The sequence below is a fragment of the Methylomonas sp. BW4-1 genome (assembly GCF_052474385.1).
On record NZ_CP184125.1, the window covers coordinates 2076915 to 2097616 of the forward strand.

The following is a 20702-nucleotide window of genomic DNA, read 5'->3' on the forward strand; positions in this document are numbered from 1 at the left end:
TTTTGCCTTTGCGCTACTTCACGCAAAAACAAAGACTTACAAACAACCCACCCACCGCAGCAAGCCCGTTGCAACGAGGTAAATCATATTTTTAGATTTATATATCTCAAATAGGCATTACACAAACCTAAGCTGCCCGCACCTGTATTGACAGCCTTCGTTTAAACCAAGTACTTTAAAAAAAATCGCTGACCGGACCACCGGAAGCCAGTACGCCTGAACTCATAAGCAGGCTGCTGGCTTTTTTTTGGCCCGCAGAAAACCGACAGGGAGTAATACCGCCATGACGCATTGGTATCCAGATAACTCGCAATCGATAGGCAACACCCCATTAGTCCGGCTAAACCGCATTACCGACGGTGCGCCGGTGACTTTGCTGGCCAAGATTGAAGGCCGCAATCCAGCCTATTCCGTGAAATGCCGCATCGGTGCGGCGATGATCAACGACGCCCAGCAGCGCGGCCTGCTCGCCGACGGCAAAGAATTGATAGAACCGACCAGCGGCAATACCGGTATCGCCCTGGCCTTCGTGGCCGCCGCCCGCGGTATTCCGTTGACGTTGACGATGCCGGAGACGATGAGTCTGGAACGGCGCAAATTATTGGTGGCTTACGGCGCCAAACTGGTCCTCACCGAGGGCGCCAAGGGTATGAAAGGCGCAATCACCAAAGCCGAAGAAATTGCCGCATCCGATCCGGACCGCTACGTATTGCTGCAACAGTTTAAAAATCCCGCCAATCCAACCATCCACGAACTGACCACCGGCCCGGAAATCTGGACCGACAGCGACGGCGCTATCGACATTTTGGTGTCCGGCGTCGGCACCGGCGGCACCATTACCGGGGTTTCGCGCTATATCAAATTCAATCAGCGCAAACCGATCATTTCGGTAGCAGTAGAACCCGAAGCCAGTCCGATCTTGACCCAATTCCGCGCCGGTGTACCCCTGCAGCCCGCACCGCACAAGATTCAGGGCATCGGTGCGGGATTTGTGCCGGAAGTATTGGATTTGTCTCTGGTTGACGAAATTGCCCTGGTCAGTAACGACGATGCCATAACCTATGCCCGCCGTCTGGCCCGCGAGGAAGGCATTCTCGCCGGCATTTCCTGCGGTGCGGCCGTGGCTGCGGCGGTGCGGGTGGCAAAGCGTCCGGAACACGAAGGCAAAACGATTGTGGTCATCTTGCCGGACTCCGGCGAGCGCTACTTGAGCTCGGCCTTGTTCGAAGGCCTATTCGACCCGCAAGGTGTGGCGCTATGACCTTAACTGAAAACGGCCAACGCTGGGAAATCGATGCACTGGTCGCCGAACTACGCGAACTGCGTCTGCAATCCTTGGAAAGCCGCCACCGCCGCGAACATCCACCCAAATTACCCTCGCGCAAGGTGTTGAGCCAAATCGTCGACAATTTGGGCGCGGTGCTGTTCCCAAACCGGCTGGGGATGCCCGACCTGACTGACGAAGGCATCGATTATTTTGTCGGCCACACATTGGATAGTCTGCTACGGCAATTGCAACGGCAAATCGGCCTGGAATTGCAATTTGTCGCCGAACAGCAAGGCCTGTCTCTGGACACGCATAGTCAAGCGACAGAAATCACTCGGCAGTTTGCGGCCCAGCTACCGGGCGTGCGGCAATTGATCGACAGCGACATTCAAGCCGCTTACGAAGGCGATCCCGCCGCACGTTGCGCCGACGAGGTGTTGGTGTGTTATCCCGGCATTACCGCTGTGATTCATCACCGCTTGGCGCATGTGCTCTACGAATTAGGTTTGCCGCTGGTAGCGCGCGTCATTAGCGAGGTTGCACATTCCGCCACTGGGATCGACATCCATCCTGGTGCGCAAATCGGCGAAAGCTTTTTTATCGATCACGGCACCGGCGTGGTAATCGGCGAAACCGCGGTCATTGGCCGCCGGGTGCGTTTATATCAAGCAGTCACACTGGGCGCCAAACGCTTTGACAAGGACGACAACGGCATTCTGGTCAAGGGTAACGCCCGCCACCCCATCGTCGAGGACGATGTGGTGATTTACGCCGGCGCCACTATTTTGGGCCGCATCACGATAGGCCGGGGTTCGACGATAGGCGGCAACGTTTGGCTCACCCACAGCGTGCCACCGGACAGTCTGGTCAGCCAGGGCCAGAATCGCACGGAAGTATTTGCCGGCGGCGGCGGGATTTAATCTCAACGGCAAATCGGCGCTTTTTCAAACCAACATTCATTAATCCGTCAGCAAAAACACTTTAACCAACCACCACCCACTAAAAAAGGAAAATCACCATGTCAGACATTCATCAAGCCCATACCGCGTTAGGCGACGTCGCTGCGCGCACCTTATCCAACGCCACCAAAACCGTGCCCATGATGGGTACCATCACCCCGCGCTGGCTGGTGCATTTGATGCACTGGGTACCAGTCGAAGCGGGTATTTACCGGGTCAACAAAGTTAAAAGCGAAACCAGCATCGCCGTTGATTGCTCGAGCCTGGACGAAAAAGTGCTGCCGCAAACCTACGTGGATTACGAAGAATGGGGCCGCGAATATCGCTTGAACGCCGTCAACACCGTGTTGGACGTTCACACCCGCGTGGCTGATTTGTACAGCAGCCCTTACAACCAAATCCACGAGCAGTTGCGGTTGACGATTGAAACCGTCAAAGAGCGTCAAGAAAGCGAGCTGATCAACAACGCCGAATACGGCTTGTTAAACAACGTCGCACCTGCGCAAAAAGTGCAAACCCGCAAAGGCTCGCCAACCCCGGACGACCTGGACGAGTTGATTGCCAGAGTTTGGAAAGAACCCGCCTTCTTCCTGGCCCACCCACGCGCCATCGCCGCGTTCGGCCGCGAAGCCACTCGCCGCGGCACACCACCACCTACCATTTCCATGTTCGGTTCACAATTTTTAACCTGGCGCGGCCTGCCTTTGATCCCAACCGACAAGCTGAAAATTACCAACGGTAAAACCAATATCCTGTTGTTGCGCACCGGCGAAAGCCGTCAAGGCGTGGTCGGTTTGTATCAACCCAACCTGACCGACGAACTGAGCATGGGCCTATCCGTGCGTTTCATGGGCATCAACCACAAAGCTATCGCCTCCTATCTGGTCTCCCTGTATTGCTCGCTGGCCGTGTTGACCGAGGACGCCATCGGCGTATTGGAGAACGTCGAAATAGGCAACTACTATGACTACCAATAACATTGACCTGGCTGGCCTGGCGCAGCAAGCGTTGAGCGGCGGCACCGTGCCCGCGGGCTTGCCGGATGCCGCCGAATTGACGCGCTTGGCCAATCAGTTTTTCCAGGAAGTGCCTAATGCTGGCGAAGCCATCGATACCGTGCCGGTCTCGGCGGCAACTGCCGTACCGTTCAATAACGTCAGTTCCGGTTTCGACTCCCGGCCCGGCATAGACGACACGGCTATCTCAGCCTTGGTGCAACGCAGTTTTGCCTTGCCTGGTACAGCGGATTTGCAAACGGCCCTTGCCACACCGTTTGGTAAAAGCCAACCCACCACGCCCAGCGCTTCATCGTTTTATTTTTTAAACGACGTATCGGCATTGGCACGCGCGGCGCAAATACCGGGTTTAGGTTCTGCGCATCCGCCATTTGATGTGCATGCAGTGCGGCGAGACTTTCCGATTTTGCAAGAGCGCGTAAACGGTTATCCGCTGGCCTGGCTGGATAACGCAGCGACCACGCAAAAGCCGCAGGTGGTGATTGATCGGATTTCCGAGTTTTATCAGCACGAAAACTCCAACATCCACCGCGCCGCGCATGAATTGGCGGCACGAGCTACCGATGCCTATGAAGGCGCACGACAAATCGTCGCGCGTTTTATCAATGCCTCGTCCGCCGATGAAGTGGTCTTCGTGCGTGGCGCTACTGAAGCCATCAATCTGGTAGCCAAAAGTTGGGGCAAGCAAAACATTGGCGCGGGCGACGAAATTGTCATCAGCTGGCTGGAACATCACGCCAATATCGTGCCCTGGCAGCAATTATGCGCGGAAACCGGTGCGGTACTCCGAGTGATCCCGGTCGACGATAACGGCCAAGTAATTTTGTCCGAGTATCAAAAACTGCTGAATGCCAAAACCAAGCTGGTGTCGTTTACGCAAGTTTCCAATGCATTAGGTACCGTCACGCCGGCGCAAGAAATGATCGAGTTGGCGCACCGGGCTGGCGCCAAGGTATTGCTGGACGGCGCGCAATCGGTGTCGCATTTGAAGGTTGATGTACAGTCCTTGGATTGCGATTGGTTGGCGTTTTCCGGCCACAAAATCTTCGGTCCGACCGGTATCGGCGTGCTGTACGGCAAAGCGGAAGTTCTGGAAGCTACTCAACCTTGGCAAGGCGGCGGGAATATGATCGAAGACGTCACCTTCGAGAAAACCGTCTACCAACCCGCACCCGCCAAGTTCGAAGCCGGCACCGGCAATATTGCCGATGCGGTGGGCTTGGGGGCGGCGCTGGAATATCTGAACAAGATCGGTATCGAAAACGTAGCCCGCTACGAGCATGAGTTGCTGGTTTATGCGATGCATGCCTTGCAAGCCATACCGGGTCTGCGTTTGATCGGCACCGCGCCGGAAAAGACCAGCGTGGCATCGTTCGTGTTGGATGGTCATAGCACTCAAGATATTGGTAAAGCCTTGAATGAGGCCGGTATCGCCGTGCGCTCCGGCCACCATTGCGCACAGCCCATCTTGCGCCGCTTTGGCTTGGAAAGTACCGTCAGACCCTCGTTGGCGTTTTATAACACTTACGAGGAAATCGATAGGTTAACGGCAACCCTAAAACGGTTGCAGTGCACTTCTCGGCGATTTTAGCCTAACATTTTGGGGTCAAGGCGGCATACAGTCTTGACCTCAAATACTGGCGCTGGAAAAACATTTTCAACGTGAGGAAGTGGGCTTAAGCCGCTATAAAACCATCTTGGTTCTCGGCTTATATCTGAGCTTATCGGTAACGCCAATTATCCTGGCGTTACCGAGCATTTTTCTTAACTACGGGTTTCCGTAGCCAGTTCCAGCGCCGACTGTGGTAAGGCTGCCTTGCGTTTTTTCGGCTTAAAGGTTTTCACCAACCGTTTCCAGCCCACCACCAGCGAACTGGCGCCCAATACCAAACCGAAACCCACCCAAGTCAACATCCAGGCATCCCAGATCGGCCGGTGATACAGCCAACCGAAATCCCAATGATGCAATCCCGAATACAGCCAACGAAACACCCGGCGACTGCGATCTAGCTTAGCTAGCAAGCTACCGTCTTGCGGGTCCAGATAAAACCGGGTGCCGGCTGCGTCCGCCATCTGTACCACCACTACCGGCAACGGCTTTTCCACCAAGCTTTGATGATGGCGCGGGTAATAATAGCTGTCGTAGTCTTCCAAGAGTTCCTGGCTGGCGATGGGCGTATCTTGCGACACACGCAAAATCGCCTCGGTTACCGAGATTTTATTGAATTGCTGAACCGCCCCATCCACCGCTTGCGGCAATCGCTGACCGTCGCGACCATAGGCCAATAACACCGCTTCGCCGCCCAAACGCCGCCAACCTAACTCGACGACATCCTTGCCATCGGAGTTGTTAAGCGGACCGGGCTGCCAATTGCGCATCGCATCGGGTAACACCTTGCCTAAATATCTGTTCAGCTCTTGCCTGGACGGATTGGCTTCGGAAAATAATTTGCCGGGATTGGTGTCGATAAATCCGCTCAGCGCCCAGAACAGCGCCACAGTACCGCCGATCAAACCGCTCCAGAAATGCCATTTAAACCAAAACTCCCGGTACGGTTGCGTGCGGCCTTGCGAGTAAGTTGGCTTGCCGTTAAAACCCGGCCGCCAGCGCAACCAACCGATGATCAAACCGGTGATGCACGCAATAGTCGCGCCCAAGCCCGACCATAATTGCACATCGTGGCGATATTGCCCCAAACCGATAGCCTCCAGGGGTTTGAATAAATGCAGCCAATTGCCGGCATAGTAAAACGCCCTATCGACACGGGTCGAGGCATGCAAGACTTCGCCGGTACGCGCCGAAATCAACAACTCGTCGCCGTCGTCGCTAGCTACCCGATGAAACGGCCGCAAAGCCTCCTGATTGCGCAGAATAATCGGCGCTTCCACCGTTTCCACTACTTGCAAATTATGGTTAATACCCTCGCGTTTGAACCAGTCGTCGGCGATGCGTAACGCCTGCTCCACTGAAGTTTCGCGCAAGCTGCCGTCCAGTGCGGACAACGCAAAGCGCGCGCCTTTGGTATCTTCCACCAGCCAAAACGGCTCGTCGTTACGTCTTACCAAGCGGGCCTCGGCTATACCAACAGCCGCTTCGGCCCCATTGCCAGCTTCAGTTTTAGCTTGCGCGCCATGTTCACCCATGTTGGCCGGCTTGGATTGATGTTGCGCGGCGAACAGCTTGCGTTGCTCGGCACTGCGATCCCAGGCTTCGCCAAGGCTTAACCAGCCAGCTTCCGGTGCCAAGCTCTCCGCGTGCGCCAATTGCTGGCTGCGGCTTTGCGTAGTCGGCGTCGAATAGATAATCGCGATGCCGGTAAAAAACCAGAAAAACATGAACAAAGCCAACACCACCCCCAGCCAGCGGTGGGTTTCATATAACAACCAATTCAAAGACTTTTTCATTGCCGCCCTCCTAAACGCCCTTTGTTGATGACACTATCCGTTGAAAACTACTTTGCACTTCGCCCCCCAAACCCTTCCTTAAACCCTTATTGACCTGCCTGCGCGGACTTACCCAAACCTTGCACAATCTCTAGGGCCTTTTCGACATTTTCGGCCGGTTGCAAGTCGCCGACGCTGGCGACGATCTTGCCGTCCGCAGCCACCACAAACGTGGTCCGGGCGATAGCCCCGTGATTAACTTTTACGCCGCGGCTGTCCAAGCGCCCGGTTTTTGATTCGTCCACACTCAAGCCGTAAGCGTTGGCGATTTTGCCGTCCGCATCCGAGGCTACCGGAAATTTGCTGGCGCAATAATCAGGATCGGCCGAGAACTCGTTCAACCGCTCGATACTGTCCAAGGACACGCCCACAATCGTCGCACCGGCGGCGGCGAATTTGTCGTGATTGATCGCAAAAGTTCTTGCCTGAATATTGCAGCCGCGCCCGTAAGCGGTCGGATAGAAATACACCACCACCGGTCCCTTGCCGCGCGCTTCCTTCAAGGAATAGGCAAACGGCTTGCCGGCAAACGAGGCTTGCGTCTCGAAATCGGGTGCCACATCGCCTTCTTGCAAGCCGGCCAGCGCCGAGAACGCAACTAACAGCAATAGTGCGCTACCCAGGAAAAAACGTTTCATATCAACTCCATAAAAAGGATGGGAATAAGCATCCGGCGGCACACTCATCTGCTTACAAGCCCGACAGGTATTCGACCAAGGCATTCAATTCGTCGTCGTTTAACGACTTGGCGACCTTGTTCATCACGGCTTCCGGGCTGTTTTTGCGTTCGCCCAGCTTCCAATTGGTCAATTGGCTGCGCAGATAAACCCGGCGCTGGCCACCTATCACCGGGTAAATGACGTTATCCACCACCTTGCCTTTACCGTTTTCGCCGTGGCAACTGGCGCACGCAGGTAAATCCCGGGCTGCATCGCCGTTTAAAAACAAATTTTTAGCGAGCGGGTTGTCGGCAATTCGGTCGCCGCGCATGACTTTTTGGCTGGCAAAATACGCGGCGATGTCGGCCATGTCTTGTTGAGTTAGATCGGCGGCCATCACATTCATAATTTCGTGGCTGCGGGCGCCGGATTTAAAATCGCTGAGCTGCTTAACCAGATAACCGGCGTATTGACCGGCGTGGCTGGGAATTCTGACATCGCCACTGTTGCCGTCCTCACCATGACATTCCTGGCAACGTTCGTCAGCCGACTTTTGTTTACCGGCGACCGGATTGCCGTTGCCGATGCGTTGCAAAGAAAGTTCATCGCCCTGCTCTGCAAATACGGTTTTCGCCGAAGCCAACAAGGCAAAGGTACTAACTGCCAGCCACGGACTGCGGCGGCGCCAATGAACCCTTGCTCTGCGGCGTTTGGTTTCGGGCGACACAGCACTTAGCCAACGGCAAAACCCCATGCCTAGTTCGCCTTCGGTCGCTCAGCGGCGAGCTTTTCCACGATTTCCAGTGCTTTGGCGACATTTTCTTCCGGCTTCAAACCGCCCAAGGTCGCAGCGATTTTGCCGTTCGGCGTGATCACAAACGTGGTGCGCTCGGCAAAGCCGTGGTTGATTTCCACGCCCCTACTATCGGTTTTACCCGGCGCGGCGGCTTTCACGGTAATATCGTAATTACCGGAGATTTTGCCGTCGGCATCGGATGCCACCGGAAACTTACTGGCGCAGTAATTGGGGTCGGCGGAAAAGTCGTTCAGGCGTTCTATGCTATCCAGCGAAACACCAACGATACTGGCGCCGGCAGCGGCAAATTTTTCGTGATTGACCGCAAAACTATGCGCCTGCAAATTACAACCACCGGTATAAGCGGACGGATAGAAATACACGACCACCGGGCCTTTTTTCAAAGCCTCTTCCAGCGTGTAATTAAAAGCCTTGCCGGCCAGGGAAGCTTGCGCTTGAAAATCCGGGGCCGGGTGGCCTTCCGGCAGCGCGGCCATCACCGGCAAAGCAAAGACGGCAGGCAGCAGGCTTTTCAAAATTAGGTTTTTCATAATTCTTCAATTAGAGGGGTTTGTATTTGTCGTGGCAGGCGCCGCGGCATTGTTTGGAAAAGTCATTGGCAGCGACGGCAGCTGTATCGAAATCGCCGGCCGTCAGCGCATTCTGAATATTCGCCGCCTTGTCCTGATATTCCTTGGCGTTATGCGTGGCGTCGTCAGCGTTGCCGCGCTTGGCAAAAAATCCTTCGACCAGCTTGAATTCGTCCTGTAATTGCTTGGCTTGGGTTACCGCAGTGTTGGCGTCCTTGGCGGCAATATTGTTTTGCACTTCCTGAATTTTGGTTTCCACATCATTCATTAACTCTTCGAAATCGAATTCGCTTTCGGCAATCACCGCGCTGCTACTAAGAACCAAGCCAATTCCGAAAAGATAAATCGTCTTTCGCATATCGTTAACCCTGTCGCGGCATTACCCGCCGCATTAAATAATGTTCTCGGAACATCTCTAAAATTCCCTCTTCGCCAAGCAGGACTCAAACGACCCACTGTCACCCAAGGCCCCCACAAAGGCCCGGCTGCGCGTATTACCGGGAGATAACCGGTCTGCCGTCCATTGGCCCCAGCCTCCTTGCCGGGATAAACGCTTGCCTGACTGCGTCGTCCTAACGCCCTGCTTGATAAAGAAGGAATTTCAGAGATGTCCACTTTGGTTCAAATTCGCCTTACCCCGGCCAATAGCCGGCTCGGCGAATCGCCTACCCGAAAGCGCCAAGCCTTCGGGTAAGCTGTTAAAGCCCAAGCTTAAGTAATCAATTCCTTGATCACTTTGCCGTACACCACGGTTGGACGTTCCGAACGGCCTTGATACTTGTAAATCAGTTTCAAGTGATCCAGACCCAACTGGTTCAACACTGTGGCATGCAAGTCATAGGTATCCACTTCGGTACCTTTGATAGCTTGTACGCCCAGCTCGTCGGTGCCGCCATGGGTGTAACCGGCTTTGACGCCGCCGCCCGCCATCCATTGGGTATAGCCCCAAGGGTTGTGGTCTCGGCCGTCGCCGGATTCGCTCCATGGCGTGCGGCCGAACTCGGAGGTCCACACCACCAGCGTTTCATCCAACAAACCTTTAGCTTTCAAATCTTTCAACAAGCCGGCGATCGGTTTGTCGATAATTTTTGAATGCTTGCTGTGGTTGTCTTCGATGTTTTGATGCGCGTCCCAATCGCGGCTGTCACCTTTGATGTCAGTCGGGCCGGACACGACTTGTACGAAGCGCACGCCTCGCTCGGTCAAGCGTCTGGCACGCAACAACAACTCGCCGTATGGGCGGGTGATTTCGTCGTTCAAGCCGTATAGCGCTTTAGTCGCTTCGGACTCCTTGCTGAAATCGACCGCTTCCGGTGCGGTTTCCTGCATGCGGTAAGCCAGCTCGTAAGATTCGGTGCGGGCTTGCAATTCGCTATCGGTGGGATAGTTGGCCGCATGTTGTTGATTAATCTGCTTCAACAAGTCCAGCGCATGACGTTTTTCCGCGTTAGCCAGATATTCCGGGTTGTTCAAATGCAGAATCGGCGAATTACCGGGACGGAACGGCGTACCTTGATACACCGCGGGTAAAAAGCCGGATTCCCAGTTGGTCACACCGCCGCGTGGTTCGCGTTTGTCGTTGTACAACACCACGTAAGCCGGCAGATTTGGGTTCGCGGAACCGAGAGCATATTGCACCCAGGCACCTAAGGTTGGCCGGCCGGGGTTTAAACCGCCGGTGTTCAACTTCATGATGGAAATATCATGGGTCGCACCAACAGTCACACTGGATTTAATAAATGCCAGGTCGTCGGCATGTTCCGCCAGATTAGGCAGCCAGTCAGAAAACCAGGCGCCGCTTTGACCGTGCTGTTTCCAGTCGCGTTTGGTGGCGATCAATTTGGTGATGCCGCCTTGGGTACTAGTTTTGATGCCTTGCAAAAACGACGCAGGAATACCGGTACCGGCTTGTTTGACCAACTGCGGTTTGTAGTCGTACAAATCCAGCGTGCTGGGGGCACCGGACATGTGCAGCCAGATGACGGTTTTGGCTTTAGGCGCAAAATGCGGCGCTTTCGGCGCTAAAGGATTGGCGCCGGCCAAGGCTTGCAGGGCTGGGTCGTCCGCCAGGGCAGTGGCAATGACGCCACCACCGGGCAGAAAGCCGCTGACGGCCAAGCCGCCTAAGCCATAGCCGGTTTTTATTAAAAAATCGCGACGTGATTTGTTGTTCATTATCTAAACCTCTTGAATAGTATTTTGTGTCGGCAACTGCTTCGGATTCGGTAAGGCGCCTACCGATTTGGCAAACGCCCACTTAAACCGAGTCGTATGTATCGTTAAAACCGGTAGATGAACTCGTTGGAGTTAGCTACCACGTGGACCAAATCCACGAATGCAGCGGCTCTCACAGGGTCACCCAGCGGCTTGCCCTTAACGCCGGCCGGTACGTTCACTTCAAACTTGCCATCCGCCGCCTTGGCGCGAATGATGGCTTCCTGTTCATTCAAGAAGGCCTGCAACGACTCTTTCTCATCGTCCTTCGGTTGCCGTGCAAACAAGATTTGATACAGTCTGCTGATCCGATCTTCCTCGTCTTCACCCGCTTCATTGATCACCCGACCAGCCAAGGATTTAGACCAGTCGAATATCAGTTCGCTGTTGTACAGGGTCAGGGCTTGCAACGGCGTGGTGGTAACCTCGCGTTTGCTGTGCGCTTCCTGCGGCGACGCCATGTTGAAAGAGTCCAAGATCGGATAAGGGATACTGCGCCGGGTAAAGATGTACAAACTGCGGCGGTTCTGATCGTGCACATCCTTGGAGGTTTTCCAGGCCGGATCGCCTTGGAAGTTGCCGCTGGCGGTATTGATCGCTTTCGGTAGAGGCGGATAAACGCTAGGACCACCCACTTTCTCTTCCAACTTACCGGCCGCGGCTAACAAGGAATCCCTCACTTGCTCCGCTTCCAAACGTTGGCGTGGAAACACTGCCAGCCATTGGTTTTCGGCGTCGGCTTTGGCCACGTCTTCGCGATAATCCGACGATTGGCGATAAACGCTGGACAACAGAATCTCACGGTGCAGTTTTTTCACGCTCCAGCCGTCGTTGACGAATTTGGAGGCCAGGTAATCCAGCAACTCGGGATGCGTCGGTTTTTGACCGGCTTTACCGAAATCGCTGACGGTGGTGACGATGCCTTTACCGAAATATTGGTCCCAAATCCGGTTGGTAAATACCCGAGCGGTCAGAGGATTGGTCGGGCTGGTAATCCATTTCGCCAGCGCTGACCTGCGGCCGGAGGAAAACGGCAACGGTTTGATGTCTGGTTTTTCGTCGGTAATCGCTTCCGGAAACGCGGGTTGCACTTCTTCCAATGGCTTTTCGTGATCGCCCACCGCAAATACATAGCTAGGCGGCGCATCTGGATGACCCAGTTCGGTCATCGCCGAAATGGTGTTGGAGGATGTGGTGGGTTTCAGATCGTTGAATTTTTTAAGTTCTTTATCCAGTTTTTCCAACTCAGCCCATTGCTCGGCGATTTTTGGATCGCGCGTTTTAGCATCGGTACTTTCACCTTTTTCCCGGAAATACGATTCCAAGCTACCTTCGTCGGTCACATTAGCCAAACGATGGTTAACCCAACGGTCGCGAGCATTCCATTGCTCTTTAGGTTTAAAGATCGCTTCCCGCGAGTCGGTCAAATAACGTTCCTTGTGATATTTAAGTGCCTCTTCCCTATGCGTATCGATAATGGCTTTTTTCTTGGCGCGAATCTCTTTAGTCGCCTCTTCCCATTTGGCGTACTGCTGTTCGTAGGCTTTTTCCACTTCGCCTTTCTTCGCAGGAATATTGTCTACCGGTGCGACGTTGGCAAAGAACGACTGTAGCGAGAAATAATCTTTCTGGCTGATCTTGTCGAATTTATGGTTATGGCACCGCGCGCATTCCACGGTCTGGCCCAGCACTACCTTACCCACGGTATCGGTAATATCCGTGGTGATTTGGTATTTGCGTTGCACCAAGTCGCGGGAGTTGCTGTTGTCCGGGAATTGCGCCATGAAGCCGGTGGCAACCAAGGCTTGTTCGTCGCCCGGCCACAATTCGTCGCCCGCTAATTGTTCTTGAATGAATTTGCTGTACGGTTTGTCCTGATTAAATGAATTGATCACGTAATCGCGGTAACGCCACATGTTCAAGCGGTCGTTATCGTTTTGAAAACCGGTACTGTCGGCATAACGCGCCAAATCCAGCCATTTACGCCCTTGGCGCTCGCCGTATTTAGGCGAAGCCAACAAGCGGTCCGCCAATTTTTCGTAGGCATCAGGCGATTTATCGTTAACAAACGCATCGACTTCTTCCGGGGTGGGAATGACACCCCACACATCCAGCGTAGCCCGGCGGATGAACGACGCCCGGTCGGTATCCTGTGAAGGCTTGATGCCTTTGGCTTCCAAAGGTGCCAGCACAAACGCATCAATAGGGGTTCTGACCCAATCTTTCTGCTGTACTTCAGGTACGGCAGGCGCTTTGACCGGTTGATATGACCAGAGCTTGGATTTCGGTTGTCCAGCGGGCGCGGCGGCTTCAGTCGCCGGCTTTTCCTCTGCTGCCTGGGCTGCATCGGAAAGCGCCAGCGCCAGTCCCCAGACCACCGCGCAATATAGTTTTATTTTCATTGAATTCCTCCAAAATGACAGCTTGATGGAACGAAGCCGGGGCTCAACCCAACCTCATTCGGAAATTAACCTTTATGCTTATGGCCTTTGCTGTGGTCTTGCTCTTTGGCATGCTCTTCGGGCTTAGGCGCAGGCGGGACAATTTTGGTAATCTTGCCGCCCTCTTCTTCGTAGTTTTGCGAACCTATCGCGCCTACCACCTTGAAACCCTTTTCGGCCAGCAAGTCCGCGGATTTACCGGCACGGCCGGCGTGATTGGATACAGTAACAATCGAGCGTTCTTTAGGGATAAACGGCAAAGCCTTATCCAGTTCATCGATTTGTACGTTCAGATAAACCGGAAACGTACCGATCTTGCTGATCTCGTCGGGACGGCGCACATCGATAAACAATACTTGCTCAGGCTTGGCGAGTAAGGCATCGATTTCCGCGCGATTCAATTTTGGCGTTTTATAGGTATAAGGCCGTGCGGCCGGCGCCTCGGTTTTTTTACCGGCGTCCGCGTCAGCGGCAAAAGCGAGTGGGGCCGCCAAGATCAGAGCTAAAAGAGCCGCTGTGGTCGTGTTTTTCATTGCTATGTCTTCCTGTTATTAGTTGCTAACTGCACGGTTTATCGCGCTTGAATAAGGTTCCTCATTAGGTAAAAAGCAACTAGCATGCCACTCAAAAAACATCCACCATCAAAAACGATCATTAGCTTATTAGGCATTGATTTAACACGTGATATTTATTTCAAACCCCACTCTATAACACTTGATAAATCCCTTAATATTCAAGTACAGCCCAAGCAACTGGTGGAAATTCAGCAGGGGCGCAACATGCACTGTTGCTGGGCTAGCACCACACCAACCGTTGGTTAACCCGGCCGGATTTATCCCCGGTGCGCTGTTCGGGCTGAGCTAGTCGAAGCCTGAGGTGCGTGGTCCTTCGACAATACCTTTAACGGCATAAAGGCGAGCGGTATTTAAGGTCGGGGTTAATAGAGTCACTTTGATCTATAGAAAGAAGGCGTACAGATAGGCCAAGCAGGAAGCTTGCAAGGTCCTCGATCTGCAACACTTGGAGCCCGGCAAAAACGCCGGACCAAAAAAAACGGGCTAAGGATCAATCCTTGCCCGTTAGAGGTCTCACCACGAGAGCTTGATGAAATGTTAGGTGGCCCTTAAGTCCCTATTTTTAGAACCCAACTGCCATTGAGATACTCCGTCAAATCGGCTATTTCGACCGGCTGCTAATACCGGCAGTCAGCAAGGGAATTTTATACGCCGCACCGCGACCGACGACATACAGGGTTTTCTTGTCCACGCCCGCAAACGCCAGGTTCTGCGGCTTCTTGGGAAGTAGAATCACGCCCAGGCTCTCACCTTTAGCGCTGATGATTTCTACGCCGACGTTGGAGGCAACATACAATCTGCCTTCATCATCCAGCGCAATGCCGTCGGCACCGCTGGACCACGTGCCGTCTTCGCCTTTTTTCCAACCCTCCAGTTTGGCGAAATTGCGCCGATTCTGAATCGAGCCGTCCGCAGCAAGATCGTAAGCCAGAATGTGTTCGCCTTTGGTATTGGCGACATACAAGACTTTTTCGTCCTTGCTTAATTGAATACCGTTGGGACGCTCGATGTCGGTCGCCAATTGTTTAAGCTCGCCGCCGGGTGAAATATAAAACACGCCGGGATGCGAGGGCGGCGGGTTGGGGTTTTCCTTGCTCGGCCGCGTACCGCTATCGGTAAAGTAGATACCGCCATTGCTGGCGCGCACTAAGTCGTTGGGCCGTTGAAATGCCGTGCCTTGATAATCTTCGGCCAAGGTATTTTTCTTATTGGCCGGGTAAACCACACCGACCTTGGTTTTGACGGTTTGTACCGCGACGATGTCACCATCCGGCGTTAGCGCCAGCCCGTTGGCGCCGTTGGAGTTTTCCAGAAACGTCGAAACTTTACCGTCCAAACCGATACGCACGATTTTGTTGGCTTGAGTTTCGGTGAACAGTAAACTGCCGTCGCTATAGCCGATCGGTCCCTCGGTCCCGTTAAAGCCGTCTTTGATCAGCTCGGCCACCACACCACCGGCAGCGACGCCGGGAATAGCCGGGGTAACCGGGTCGTCGGCGCTGGCCGCCGCCGCATAAATCAACGCGCTAAAACCCAGTAAATAGAAGTGTTTAGATAACATCAGTATTTCCTTTGCAAATGTTTCGATAAATCAGCTTGCCGGACGGCGGTCTAACCGCCCGGCGCGTGTAAAAATTAGAACTTGGCTCGAAAGTGCACCCCGTAGTAACGCGCATCGCCGTAAGACGCGCTCGCCGCACTGGTGCTGGAAAAGTTGCCGGCATTGGTAAAGTAGATGGTGTCAAAGATGTTTCTACCGACCAGATCCAGGTTATACCTGCCATTTTTGGTGCCCACGCCAATCCCGCCATCGGTGACGTGATAAGCATCCTGCTTACCGTAACGTGACAAGCTGGCGTTGTAGTTGGCCGCCGATTTAAAGCTATCGATCAAATACGCATGCCATTGCAACCCATAGTCGTTACCGTAACCAAAGGTCAGCGGCGCCCGGTAATCTATCCCGTAGTTGGCGGTAAAGGCCGGCGCGTTCGGGATGGTTTTGCCGGTCTGATCGCAATATCCGGTGTTATTCGCTTCCGGTGGGCAAGGCGCGTTGGCAAAGTCGGTGTAAATGGCTTTGTTATACGAGCCGTTCAGGAACACATTCAAACCTTGGGTAATATCCCAATTGGTTTCCAATTCGATACCGCGTAATTGAATACCGCCGATATTGCCCAGTTGCGTCAAGAATTGACCGGCCCGCAATGGGTCAGCCGCCACCAGCTGCGATTGATAACTTTGAATATCGGTTTGGTACAAGTTGACGTTGAATACCAGCTTGCGATCCAGCAAAGTGCTCTTGAAACCAAATTCATAGTCCATCACGTCTTCCGGTTTGACGTTTTCCGTAGCCCCAGTGTTAAAGTTGAACTGCGCCGCCCCGGATTTTTGACCGCCGGCCACTGAACCGTATACCATCAAATCTTTATTCACTTTGTAACTGGGGTTAATCAACCAGTTTTGCGAATTCTGATCGAAACCTTGCCGCGGTGCGTCCCATTCCGGCCCCAATCGATTGCTGCGGATAGCCTTGGCCGCTGCAATCTGCGCGGCATTAGAGCCTAAGGAAGCACCCAAAGCATCTAAATCCACCCCGCCCAAATTACGGCTATAACCGGTGTTTTCCCGACGTTCAAAGGTATTGCGCAAGCCTAAGGTCAAGGTCGCATCATCGGTGACATGCCAGTTAATCTGACCGTAGCCGGCATAGCTATCGGTGGCAGGCACCACGTTTTGCGTCAACATGGTATCGCGCATGGACGCCGCCAATAATTGCCGGGACGCCGGGCTGGCATTCAACAGCGCGTACTGGCTATTGCTGGCATGGAACGCGCCAGCATCAACGCCGAAAAGGCGTTGATTAAAGGTATTGGCGATAACACGCATCGCAAATACGCCGAATTGGTAATCGATGGGGCCAGGGTCTTTAGACGCCAGCCTCAGCTCCTGCGACCATTGCTCATTTTTAACCGTCCAACCGGAGATGCGCTCAACGTCGGCAGTGCTGGACTCGCCATCATGATTGGGTTCAAACAGCGCATCCCGGTAAGCGGAAATCGAGGTCAACCGATGTCCTGCCACATCCCAGTTAATTTCCGCCGATACCCCGGAACCGTCGCCGCGCGATTGACGCCTTTCGTTGTTCGCCATCGCTCTAGGATCACCAATCACGGTCACCGGTTGGCCATTGGTTCGCAGGGTATTGAACCAATCCCTGGCTAACCGGCTGCTGAAGGTAGTGGTTCGCAGGGTGCCATCGTCAAAGCGCGTAGGATCGGCGATGAGGGGTTGCACGCTCATGGTTTGAGTCGAGGCAGTTTTATCGACAATCACCCGCGCGCTCAAATCTTCGCTCGGCGTAAACAGAAACTGCAAACGCCCACCCAACGCATTGGTTTCGCCTAAATCCCCCTCACTGCGATGCACATCCAAATTTTTCACAAAGCCGTCGCGCTTATCGATAAACCCGGAAGCGCGATACGCCAACAAACCCGGCAAGATGGTACCGGTAGCGCCGAATTTGCCTTGCAGGGTATCCCTATCCCCCGCGAAGCCATCCACGTAATAACTGTTCTTGAATGAAGGCGCTTTAGTGGTAATGTTCAGCAAACCCAAGTTACTGTTTTTACCTTGCAGCGTACCTTGCGGACCACGCAACACTTCCACTTGATCCAAATCGGCAAAGTTGGCCCACGCCGCCCCCGCCCACGCCCGCCAGACGTTATCCACCATCACGCCAACACTGGGCTCCATGGATTCGTTACCGCTGTTTTTGCCCAAACCCCGCAAAGCAATGCTGGTCTGCCGGGCATTGGCCGAGGTCACACCCAAGTTAGGCGCACGCCGGGAAAAATCTTGTACCGACACCACGTTATCCCGCTCCAGCGTTTCCCGATTGATTACCGCCACCGGAATCGGTACTTCCTGCAACTTCTCTTCCTTACGCCGAGACGTTACGACCACTTCCGACAGGTTTTGCGGCTCGTCGGCTTTCTCTTCCGGCTCCGGCTCAGCGGCGGCTACGACATTGTCCGGCTCCTGACTGGTTTGCGCAGCCGGATCGGTAATACCTGGCGCCGGCGCGGCCGCCACACTTCTTTTAAGTAAATCCTGCTCACGCCGTTTTGAGGCTTCCAATTCCCGGCTCAAGCGTTCAACCTGCGCTTGTAAATCGTTCACTTTGGTATCGGCAACCGCTTTATTACCGGCCTTTTTCGCGCTTTTTTTCACCGGCGCCGTTTGGGCGGTCGCATCGCTAGCAATCAGCATTGAACCACCCGCAATAGCCATTGCCACACATACCGACAAACCGCGCCGATTGCTAATGTGCAGCGGCACTTTCACCGATTCAATGTTGTCTGCCGACAGACTCCCAATTAAATTTTCCTTCACGATCTCACCTATGCGAATGTTACAAAAACCAATTCGAGCCAACGCCAAGACGACGCCCGCAATTCGAACTTTCTGTAACGCTCAACGCAACGACCGTGCCACAGGATGATAAACATCCGCCTAGCCATCCATTAATTAGATTTAAACAATTGAATTTAATAACTAACTTTAAGACCCAATTTATCTATCTTGCTAACATCATGAGAACGCCGCCAGCTGAAAAACTGTTGAAAGGTCATCAGCCTTTGCTGACTAACTGCCCGCCAATCAACAGTTTCATTTCCAGGTTACGAGCTGGTGTCAAGCGCATTTTTTGGTCAACCTACCATCTTAAATTTTCCCGCTTAGCTGAATACCGAACCAGCGTGGATAAGGATCCGGCCCGTAGGAGTTCCAGCCAATTTCGTGATTTCTATCGTTGAAGATGTTTTTACCGATCAGGCTCAAGTCCCAGTGCTTGTCGCGGGTACCGATACCGATCGCCGCGTCCGTTCGGGCCCTATCTGCCACCCAGCCATAGGCCGACAGGTTATCAGTGTTATTGAACTCGGTTTGGTAGTTGGTATTAAAGCTGGTGTGCGCGATGTATTTGCTTTCGAAAATCGGCTTGGAATATTCGGCACCGACGTTGAAATTCCATTTGGACGCACCCGGTAGATACTGGCCGGTCATATCGACGTAATCCCCGGTCAGATAACCCAGCTCATCGGGCTTGGGTGCATTTTTGTAATCCAGATATTCGGCAACGTTATAGGCGCCGTTGAAACGAATCGACAAATCGGGAATGGTGTTGATCACGCTATCCAACTCCACGCCGTGTACCCGCACCCGACCGACGTTACCCTGCGACGCGGTATAAGCCGTCAAACCGGAACCGCCTGGCTCCATATTGACTTGGGTTTGGAACTCGTCGACCACCTGTACGGCTTGCTGGTAGTTTTTAATATCCATGACGAAGGCATCGACATTGAGCACTATCGACTTGTCCAACCAGAATGATTTCAAACCCAGTTCTAATGCGTGGGTTTCTTCAGGCTTAACCGTAAAGGGACGGCCATTGACCGGAGCGACCGAACCGGACTTTTCACCGTATTGCCAGGACAGATACGTGGTCAGGTCGTCGTTAATTTTATAGCTGGGCGACAACTGCGCGGTATACAAAACGTCTTGATAATCGTCTTCGACGGTTTGGTTCAAGCGGCCGATCTGCGAAGCCCGCAGGGTTTTGGCGTTGGCTACCATGGTTTTCTGCGCGGCAGTCAATGCGGCGTAACTGGAGCCGCCAAAATACCGGGCTGCTAAGGAATCGGCCAGCGCGGTTTGCTCGGCACTGTTCACCACAGCGTCGCCGGCCACAACAGCGGTTTGCGCTGCATTGAGCTTACCGAAGTTTGCAGTAGAGCCGTAGAAAGTGTTGGTCACTGTTTTATTGGTCCCATCGGGATTTTTGTCGATCACCCCGTCGCCATCCTGATCGACGGTAAACGACTGCGCGGTATCGGAGTTAAAGCCGCCAGTCGCCACGTCCCTTACCGTTACAGGGTTAAACGCCCCTCCAACACCGTTTCGGCCAATAATCTTAAAGTTACGGGACTTACGGTCTTCATGCGTGGCGCGTACCCCGGCGGTGAGGGTGAATTTATCGGTAAAGTGCAAATCCGACTCGCCGTATAGGGCACCGGATTGGGTACGAATCTCGGTAGACTCGAAGGTGCGGGCATCCTGCAACAGGTCTTTCAGGATAGCCTCGCCGGCGCCGCGATTGGTGCCGGCGTTTCTATATAAAGCATTGTACTGGCCGTTGGTGGCAAACCAGGCCCCGGCGTCGGCGCCCCAGCCGGCTTTCGAGTCCACGTTATCCTTGGTCCATAAACCGATCACGCCGGCCTTGTAATCCAGAAAGCCGCCCGGTTTGTTGACGATTTTAAATTCCTGCGTCCATTGATTGTATTTAACCCCGCCGCCGCCATCGACGCTGATGTCAAACGGCGTACCTTCGTCGTTGTGCGCATCAAAGCGATATTCGCGCACCCCGGTTCGGGAGCTCAACACATGATTGCCGACTTCCCAGTCGATTAAAGCTGCCGCGCCCTGGTTATTGACGGTTTGGCCTTTGTTTTGATCGAACCAGACGGTACCGCGTTGTTCGCCGCCGATATAATCGTTATAGGTAAACCCTCTATTGGCAAAGTACTGACCGGCCGCCGCTCTTGAGCCGACGGCGCTGATCGCCCCCGGACTGGTGGTATCGTTCATTGCGAATTGGTTACTGTGACTAAAATAGCCATTGAGTTTGGAGTAGGCGGATGTGCCGTTTCTATCCGTGAGACTGCCGTCGGCAAACCGAAA

The 20702-nt window shown here is 53.8% G+C and carries 16 protein-coding genes; 5 read left to right on the top strand and 11 right to left on the bottom strand.

What is annotated here, in order from left to right; all coding sequences use genetic code 11:
* The first annotated feature begins 283 nt into the window (after positions 1-283).
* The 4 genes from cysK to ACH5Y9_RS09535 all read left to right on the top strand — a co-directional run bounded on the left by cysK (position 284) and on the right by ACH5Y9_RS09535 (position 4833).
* On the top strand, positions 284-1261 hold the full coding sequence (gene cysK / locus ACH5Y9_RS09520) for a cysteine synthase A (protein WP_445369425.1): 978 nt from the start codon (positions 284-286) through the stop codon (positions 1259-1261).
* Positions 1258-2187 (top strand): serine O-acetyltransferase EpsC, encoded by a 930-nt coding sequence (gene epsC / locus ACH5Y9_RS09525; RefSeq protein ID WP_445369426.1) that lies wholly within the window; start codon positions 1258-1260, stop codon positions 2185-2187. Before cysK ends, epsC begins: the two co-directional genes overlap by 4 nt.
* Positions 2188-2285: 98 nt before the next feature.
* On the top strand, positions 2286-3203 hold the full coding sequence (locus tag ACH5Y9_RS09530) for a family 2A encapsulin nanocompartment shell protein (protein ID WP_020481377.1): 918 nt from the start codon (positions 2286-2288) through the stop codon (positions 3201-3203).
* Positions 3190-4833, top strand: coding sequence for a family 2A encapsulin nanocompartment cargo protein cysteine desulfurase (locus ACH5Y9_RS09535; RefSeq protein ID WP_445369427.1), 1644 nt, complete (start codon positions 3190-3192; stop codon positions 4831-4833). The genes ACH5Y9_RS09530 and ACH5Y9_RS09535 overlap by 14 nt, the downstream gene beginning before the upstream one ends.
* 173 nt (positions 4834-5006) lie before the next feature.
* Here ACH5Y9_RS09535 and ACH5Y9_RS09540 read toward each other — a convergent pair whose 3' ends face one another.
* From ACH5Y9_RS09540 to ACH5Y9_RS09575, 8 genes are all read right to left on the bottom strand, one after another.
* Positions 5007-6647 carry a PepSY domain-containing protein gene (locus ACH5Y9_RS09540; RefSeq protein WP_445369428.1) on the bottom strand — a complete coding sequence of 547 codons (1641 nt, stop codon included), beginning with the start codon at positions 6645-6647 and terminating at the stop codon, positions 5007-5009.
* Between the two features lie 86 nt (positions 6648-6733).
* Positions 6734-7324 (bottom strand): peroxiredoxin, encoded by a 591-nt coding sequence (locus ACH5Y9_RS09545; protein ID WP_445369429.1) that lies wholly within the window; start codon positions 7322-7324, stop codon positions 6734-6736.
* Between the two features lie 52 nt (positions 7325-7376).
* Positions 7377-8099: a c-type cytochrome gene (locus ACH5Y9_RS09550; RefSeq protein WP_445369430.1), complete on the bottom strand. Its 723-nt coding sequence runs from the start codon at positions 8097-8099 to the stop codon at positions 7377-7379.
* 2 nt (positions 8100-8101) lie between these two features.
* Positions 8102-8692 carry a peroxiredoxin gene (locus ACH5Y9_RS09555; protein WP_445369431.1) on the bottom strand — a complete coding sequence of 197 codons (591 nt, stop codon included), beginning with the start codon at positions 8690-8692 and terminating at the stop codon, positions 8102-8104.
* Positions 8693-8702: 10 nt separating this feature from the next.
* Positions 8703-9089 carry a hypothetical protein gene (locus ACH5Y9_RS09560; protein WP_033156401.1) on the bottom strand — a complete coding sequence of 129 codons (387 nt, stop codon included), beginning with the start codon at positions 9087-9089 and terminating at the stop codon, positions 8703-8705.
* A 353-nt stretch (positions 9090-9442) separates the two neighbouring features.
* A complete protein-coding gene (locus ACH5Y9_RS09565) occupies positions 9443-10906 on the bottom strand; it encodes a DUF1501 domain-containing protein (protein WP_445369432.1) in 1464 nt (487 codons plus the stop codon).
* 104 nt (positions 10907-11010) lie between these two features.
* A complete protein-coding gene (locus ACH5Y9_RS09570) occupies positions 11011-13347 on the bottom strand; it encodes a DUF1549 and DUF1553 domain-containing protein (protein WP_445369433.1) in 2337 nt (778 codons plus the stop codon).
* A 65-nt stretch (positions 13348-13412) separates the two neighbouring features.
* Positions 13413-13919, bottom strand: coding sequence for a rhodanese-like domain-containing protein (locus ACH5Y9_RS09575; RefSeq protein WP_445369434.1), 507 nt, complete (start codon positions 13917-13919; stop codon positions 13413-13415).
* 84 nt (positions 13920-14003) lie between these two features.
* On the opposite strand from ACH5Y9_RS09575, the gene ACH5Y9_RS09580 reads away from it, so the two are divergent.
* On the top strand, positions 14004-14207 hold the full coding sequence (locus tag ACH5Y9_RS09580; RefSeq protein WP_445369435.1) for a hypothetical protein: 204 nt from the start codon (positions 14004-14006) through the stop codon (positions 14205-14207).
* A 355-nt stretch (positions 14208-14562) separates the two neighbouring features.
* On the opposite strand, the gene ACH5Y9_RS09585 is transcribed toward ACH5Y9_RS09580, so the two are convergent.
* The 3 genes from ACH5Y9_RS09585 to ACH5Y9_RS09595 all read right to left on the bottom strand — a co-directional run bounded on the left by ACH5Y9_RS09585 (position 14563) and on the right by ACH5Y9_RS09595 (position 20609).
* Positions 14563-15522, bottom strand: a complete 960-nt coding sequence (locus ACH5Y9_RS09585; RefSeq protein WP_445369436.1) for an SMP-30/gluconolactonase/LRE family protein — start codon at positions 15520-15522, stop codon at positions 14563-14565.
* 74 nt (positions 15523-15596) lie between these two features.
* Entirely contained in the window at positions 15597-18353 is a 2757-nt protein-coding gene (locus ACH5Y9_RS09590; protein WP_445369437.1) for a TonB-dependent receptor domain-containing protein, read from the bottom strand.
* Between the two features lie 330 nt (positions 18354-18683).
* Positions 18684-20609 carry a TonB-dependent receptor domain-containing protein gene (locus tag ACH5Y9_RS09595; RefSeq protein WP_445369438.1) on the bottom strand — a complete coding sequence of 642 codons (1926 nt, stop codon included), beginning with the start codon at positions 20607-20609 and terminating at the stop codon, positions 18684-18686.
* Between the last annotated feature and the right edge of the window lie 93 nt (positions 20610-20702).

What these genes read in the sequence shown, in the direction of transcription:
- ACH5Y9_RS09555 (WP_445369431.1), bottom strand. Translation starts at nt 8,692, where the DNA reads ATGAAAAACCTAATTTTGAAAAGCCTGCTGCCTGCCGTCTTTGCTTTG.
- ACH5Y9_RS09535 (WP_445369427.1), top strand. Translation starts at nt 3,190, where the DNA reads ATGACTACCAATAACATTGACCTGGCTGGCCTGGCGCAGCAAGCGTTG.
- ACH5Y9_RS09530 (WP_020481377.1), top strand. Translation starts at nt 2,286, where the DNA reads ATGTCAGACATTCATCAAGCCCATACCGCGTTAGGCGACGTCGCTGCG.
- ACH5Y9_RS09575 (WP_445369434.1), bottom strand. Translation starts at nt 13,919, where the DNA reads ATGAAAAACACGACCACAGCGGCTCTTTTAGCTCTGATCTTGGCGGCC.
- ACH5Y9_RS09580 (WP_445369435.1), top strand. Translation starts at nt 14,004, where the DNA reads ATGCCACTCAAAAAACATCCACCATCAAAAACGATCATTAGCTTATTA.
- ACH5Y9_RS09570 (WP_445369433.1), bottom strand. Translation starts at nt 13,347, where the DNA reads ATGAAAATAAAACTATATTGCGCGGTGGTCTGGGGACTGGCGCTGGCG.
- ACH5Y9_RS09585 (WP_445369436.1), bottom strand. Translation starts at nt 15,522, where the DNA reads ATGTTATCTAAACACTTCTATTTACTGGGTTTTAGCGCGTTGATTTAT.
- ACH5Y9_RS09560 (WP_033156401.1), bottom strand. Translation starts at nt 9,089, where the DNA reads ATGCGAAAGACGATTTATCTTTTCGGAATTGGCTTGGTTCTTAGTAGC.
- ACH5Y9_RS09565 (WP_445369432.1), bottom strand. Translation starts at nt 10,906, where the DNA reads ATGAACAACAAATCACGTCGCGATTTTTTAATAAAAACCGGCTATGGC.
- cysK (WP_445369425.1), top strand. Translation starts at nt 284, where the DNA reads ATGACGCATTGGTATCCAGATAACTCGCAATCGATAGGCAACACCCCA.
- ACH5Y9_RS09595 (WP_445369438.1), bottom strand. Translation starts at nt 20,609, where the DNA reads ATGAACGATACCACCAGTCCGGGGGCGATCAGCGCCGTCGGCTCAAGA.
- ACH5Y9_RS09545 (WP_445369429.1), bottom strand. Translation starts at nt 7,324, where the DNA reads ATGAAACGTTTTTTCCTGGGTAGCGCACTATTGCTGTTAGTTGCGTTC.
- ACH5Y9_RS09550 (WP_445369430.1), bottom strand. Translation starts at nt 8,099, where the DNA reads ATGGGGTTTTGCCGTTGGCTAAGTGCTGTGTCGCCCGAAACCAAACGC.
- ACH5Y9_RS09540 (WP_445369428.1), bottom strand. Translation starts at nt 6,647, where the DNA reads ATGAAAAAGTCTTTGAATTGGTTGTTATATGAAACCCACCGCTGGCTG.
- epsC (WP_445369426.1), top strand. Translation starts at nt 1,258, where the DNA reads ATGACCTTAACTGAAAACGGCCAACGCTGGGAAATCGATGCACTGGTC.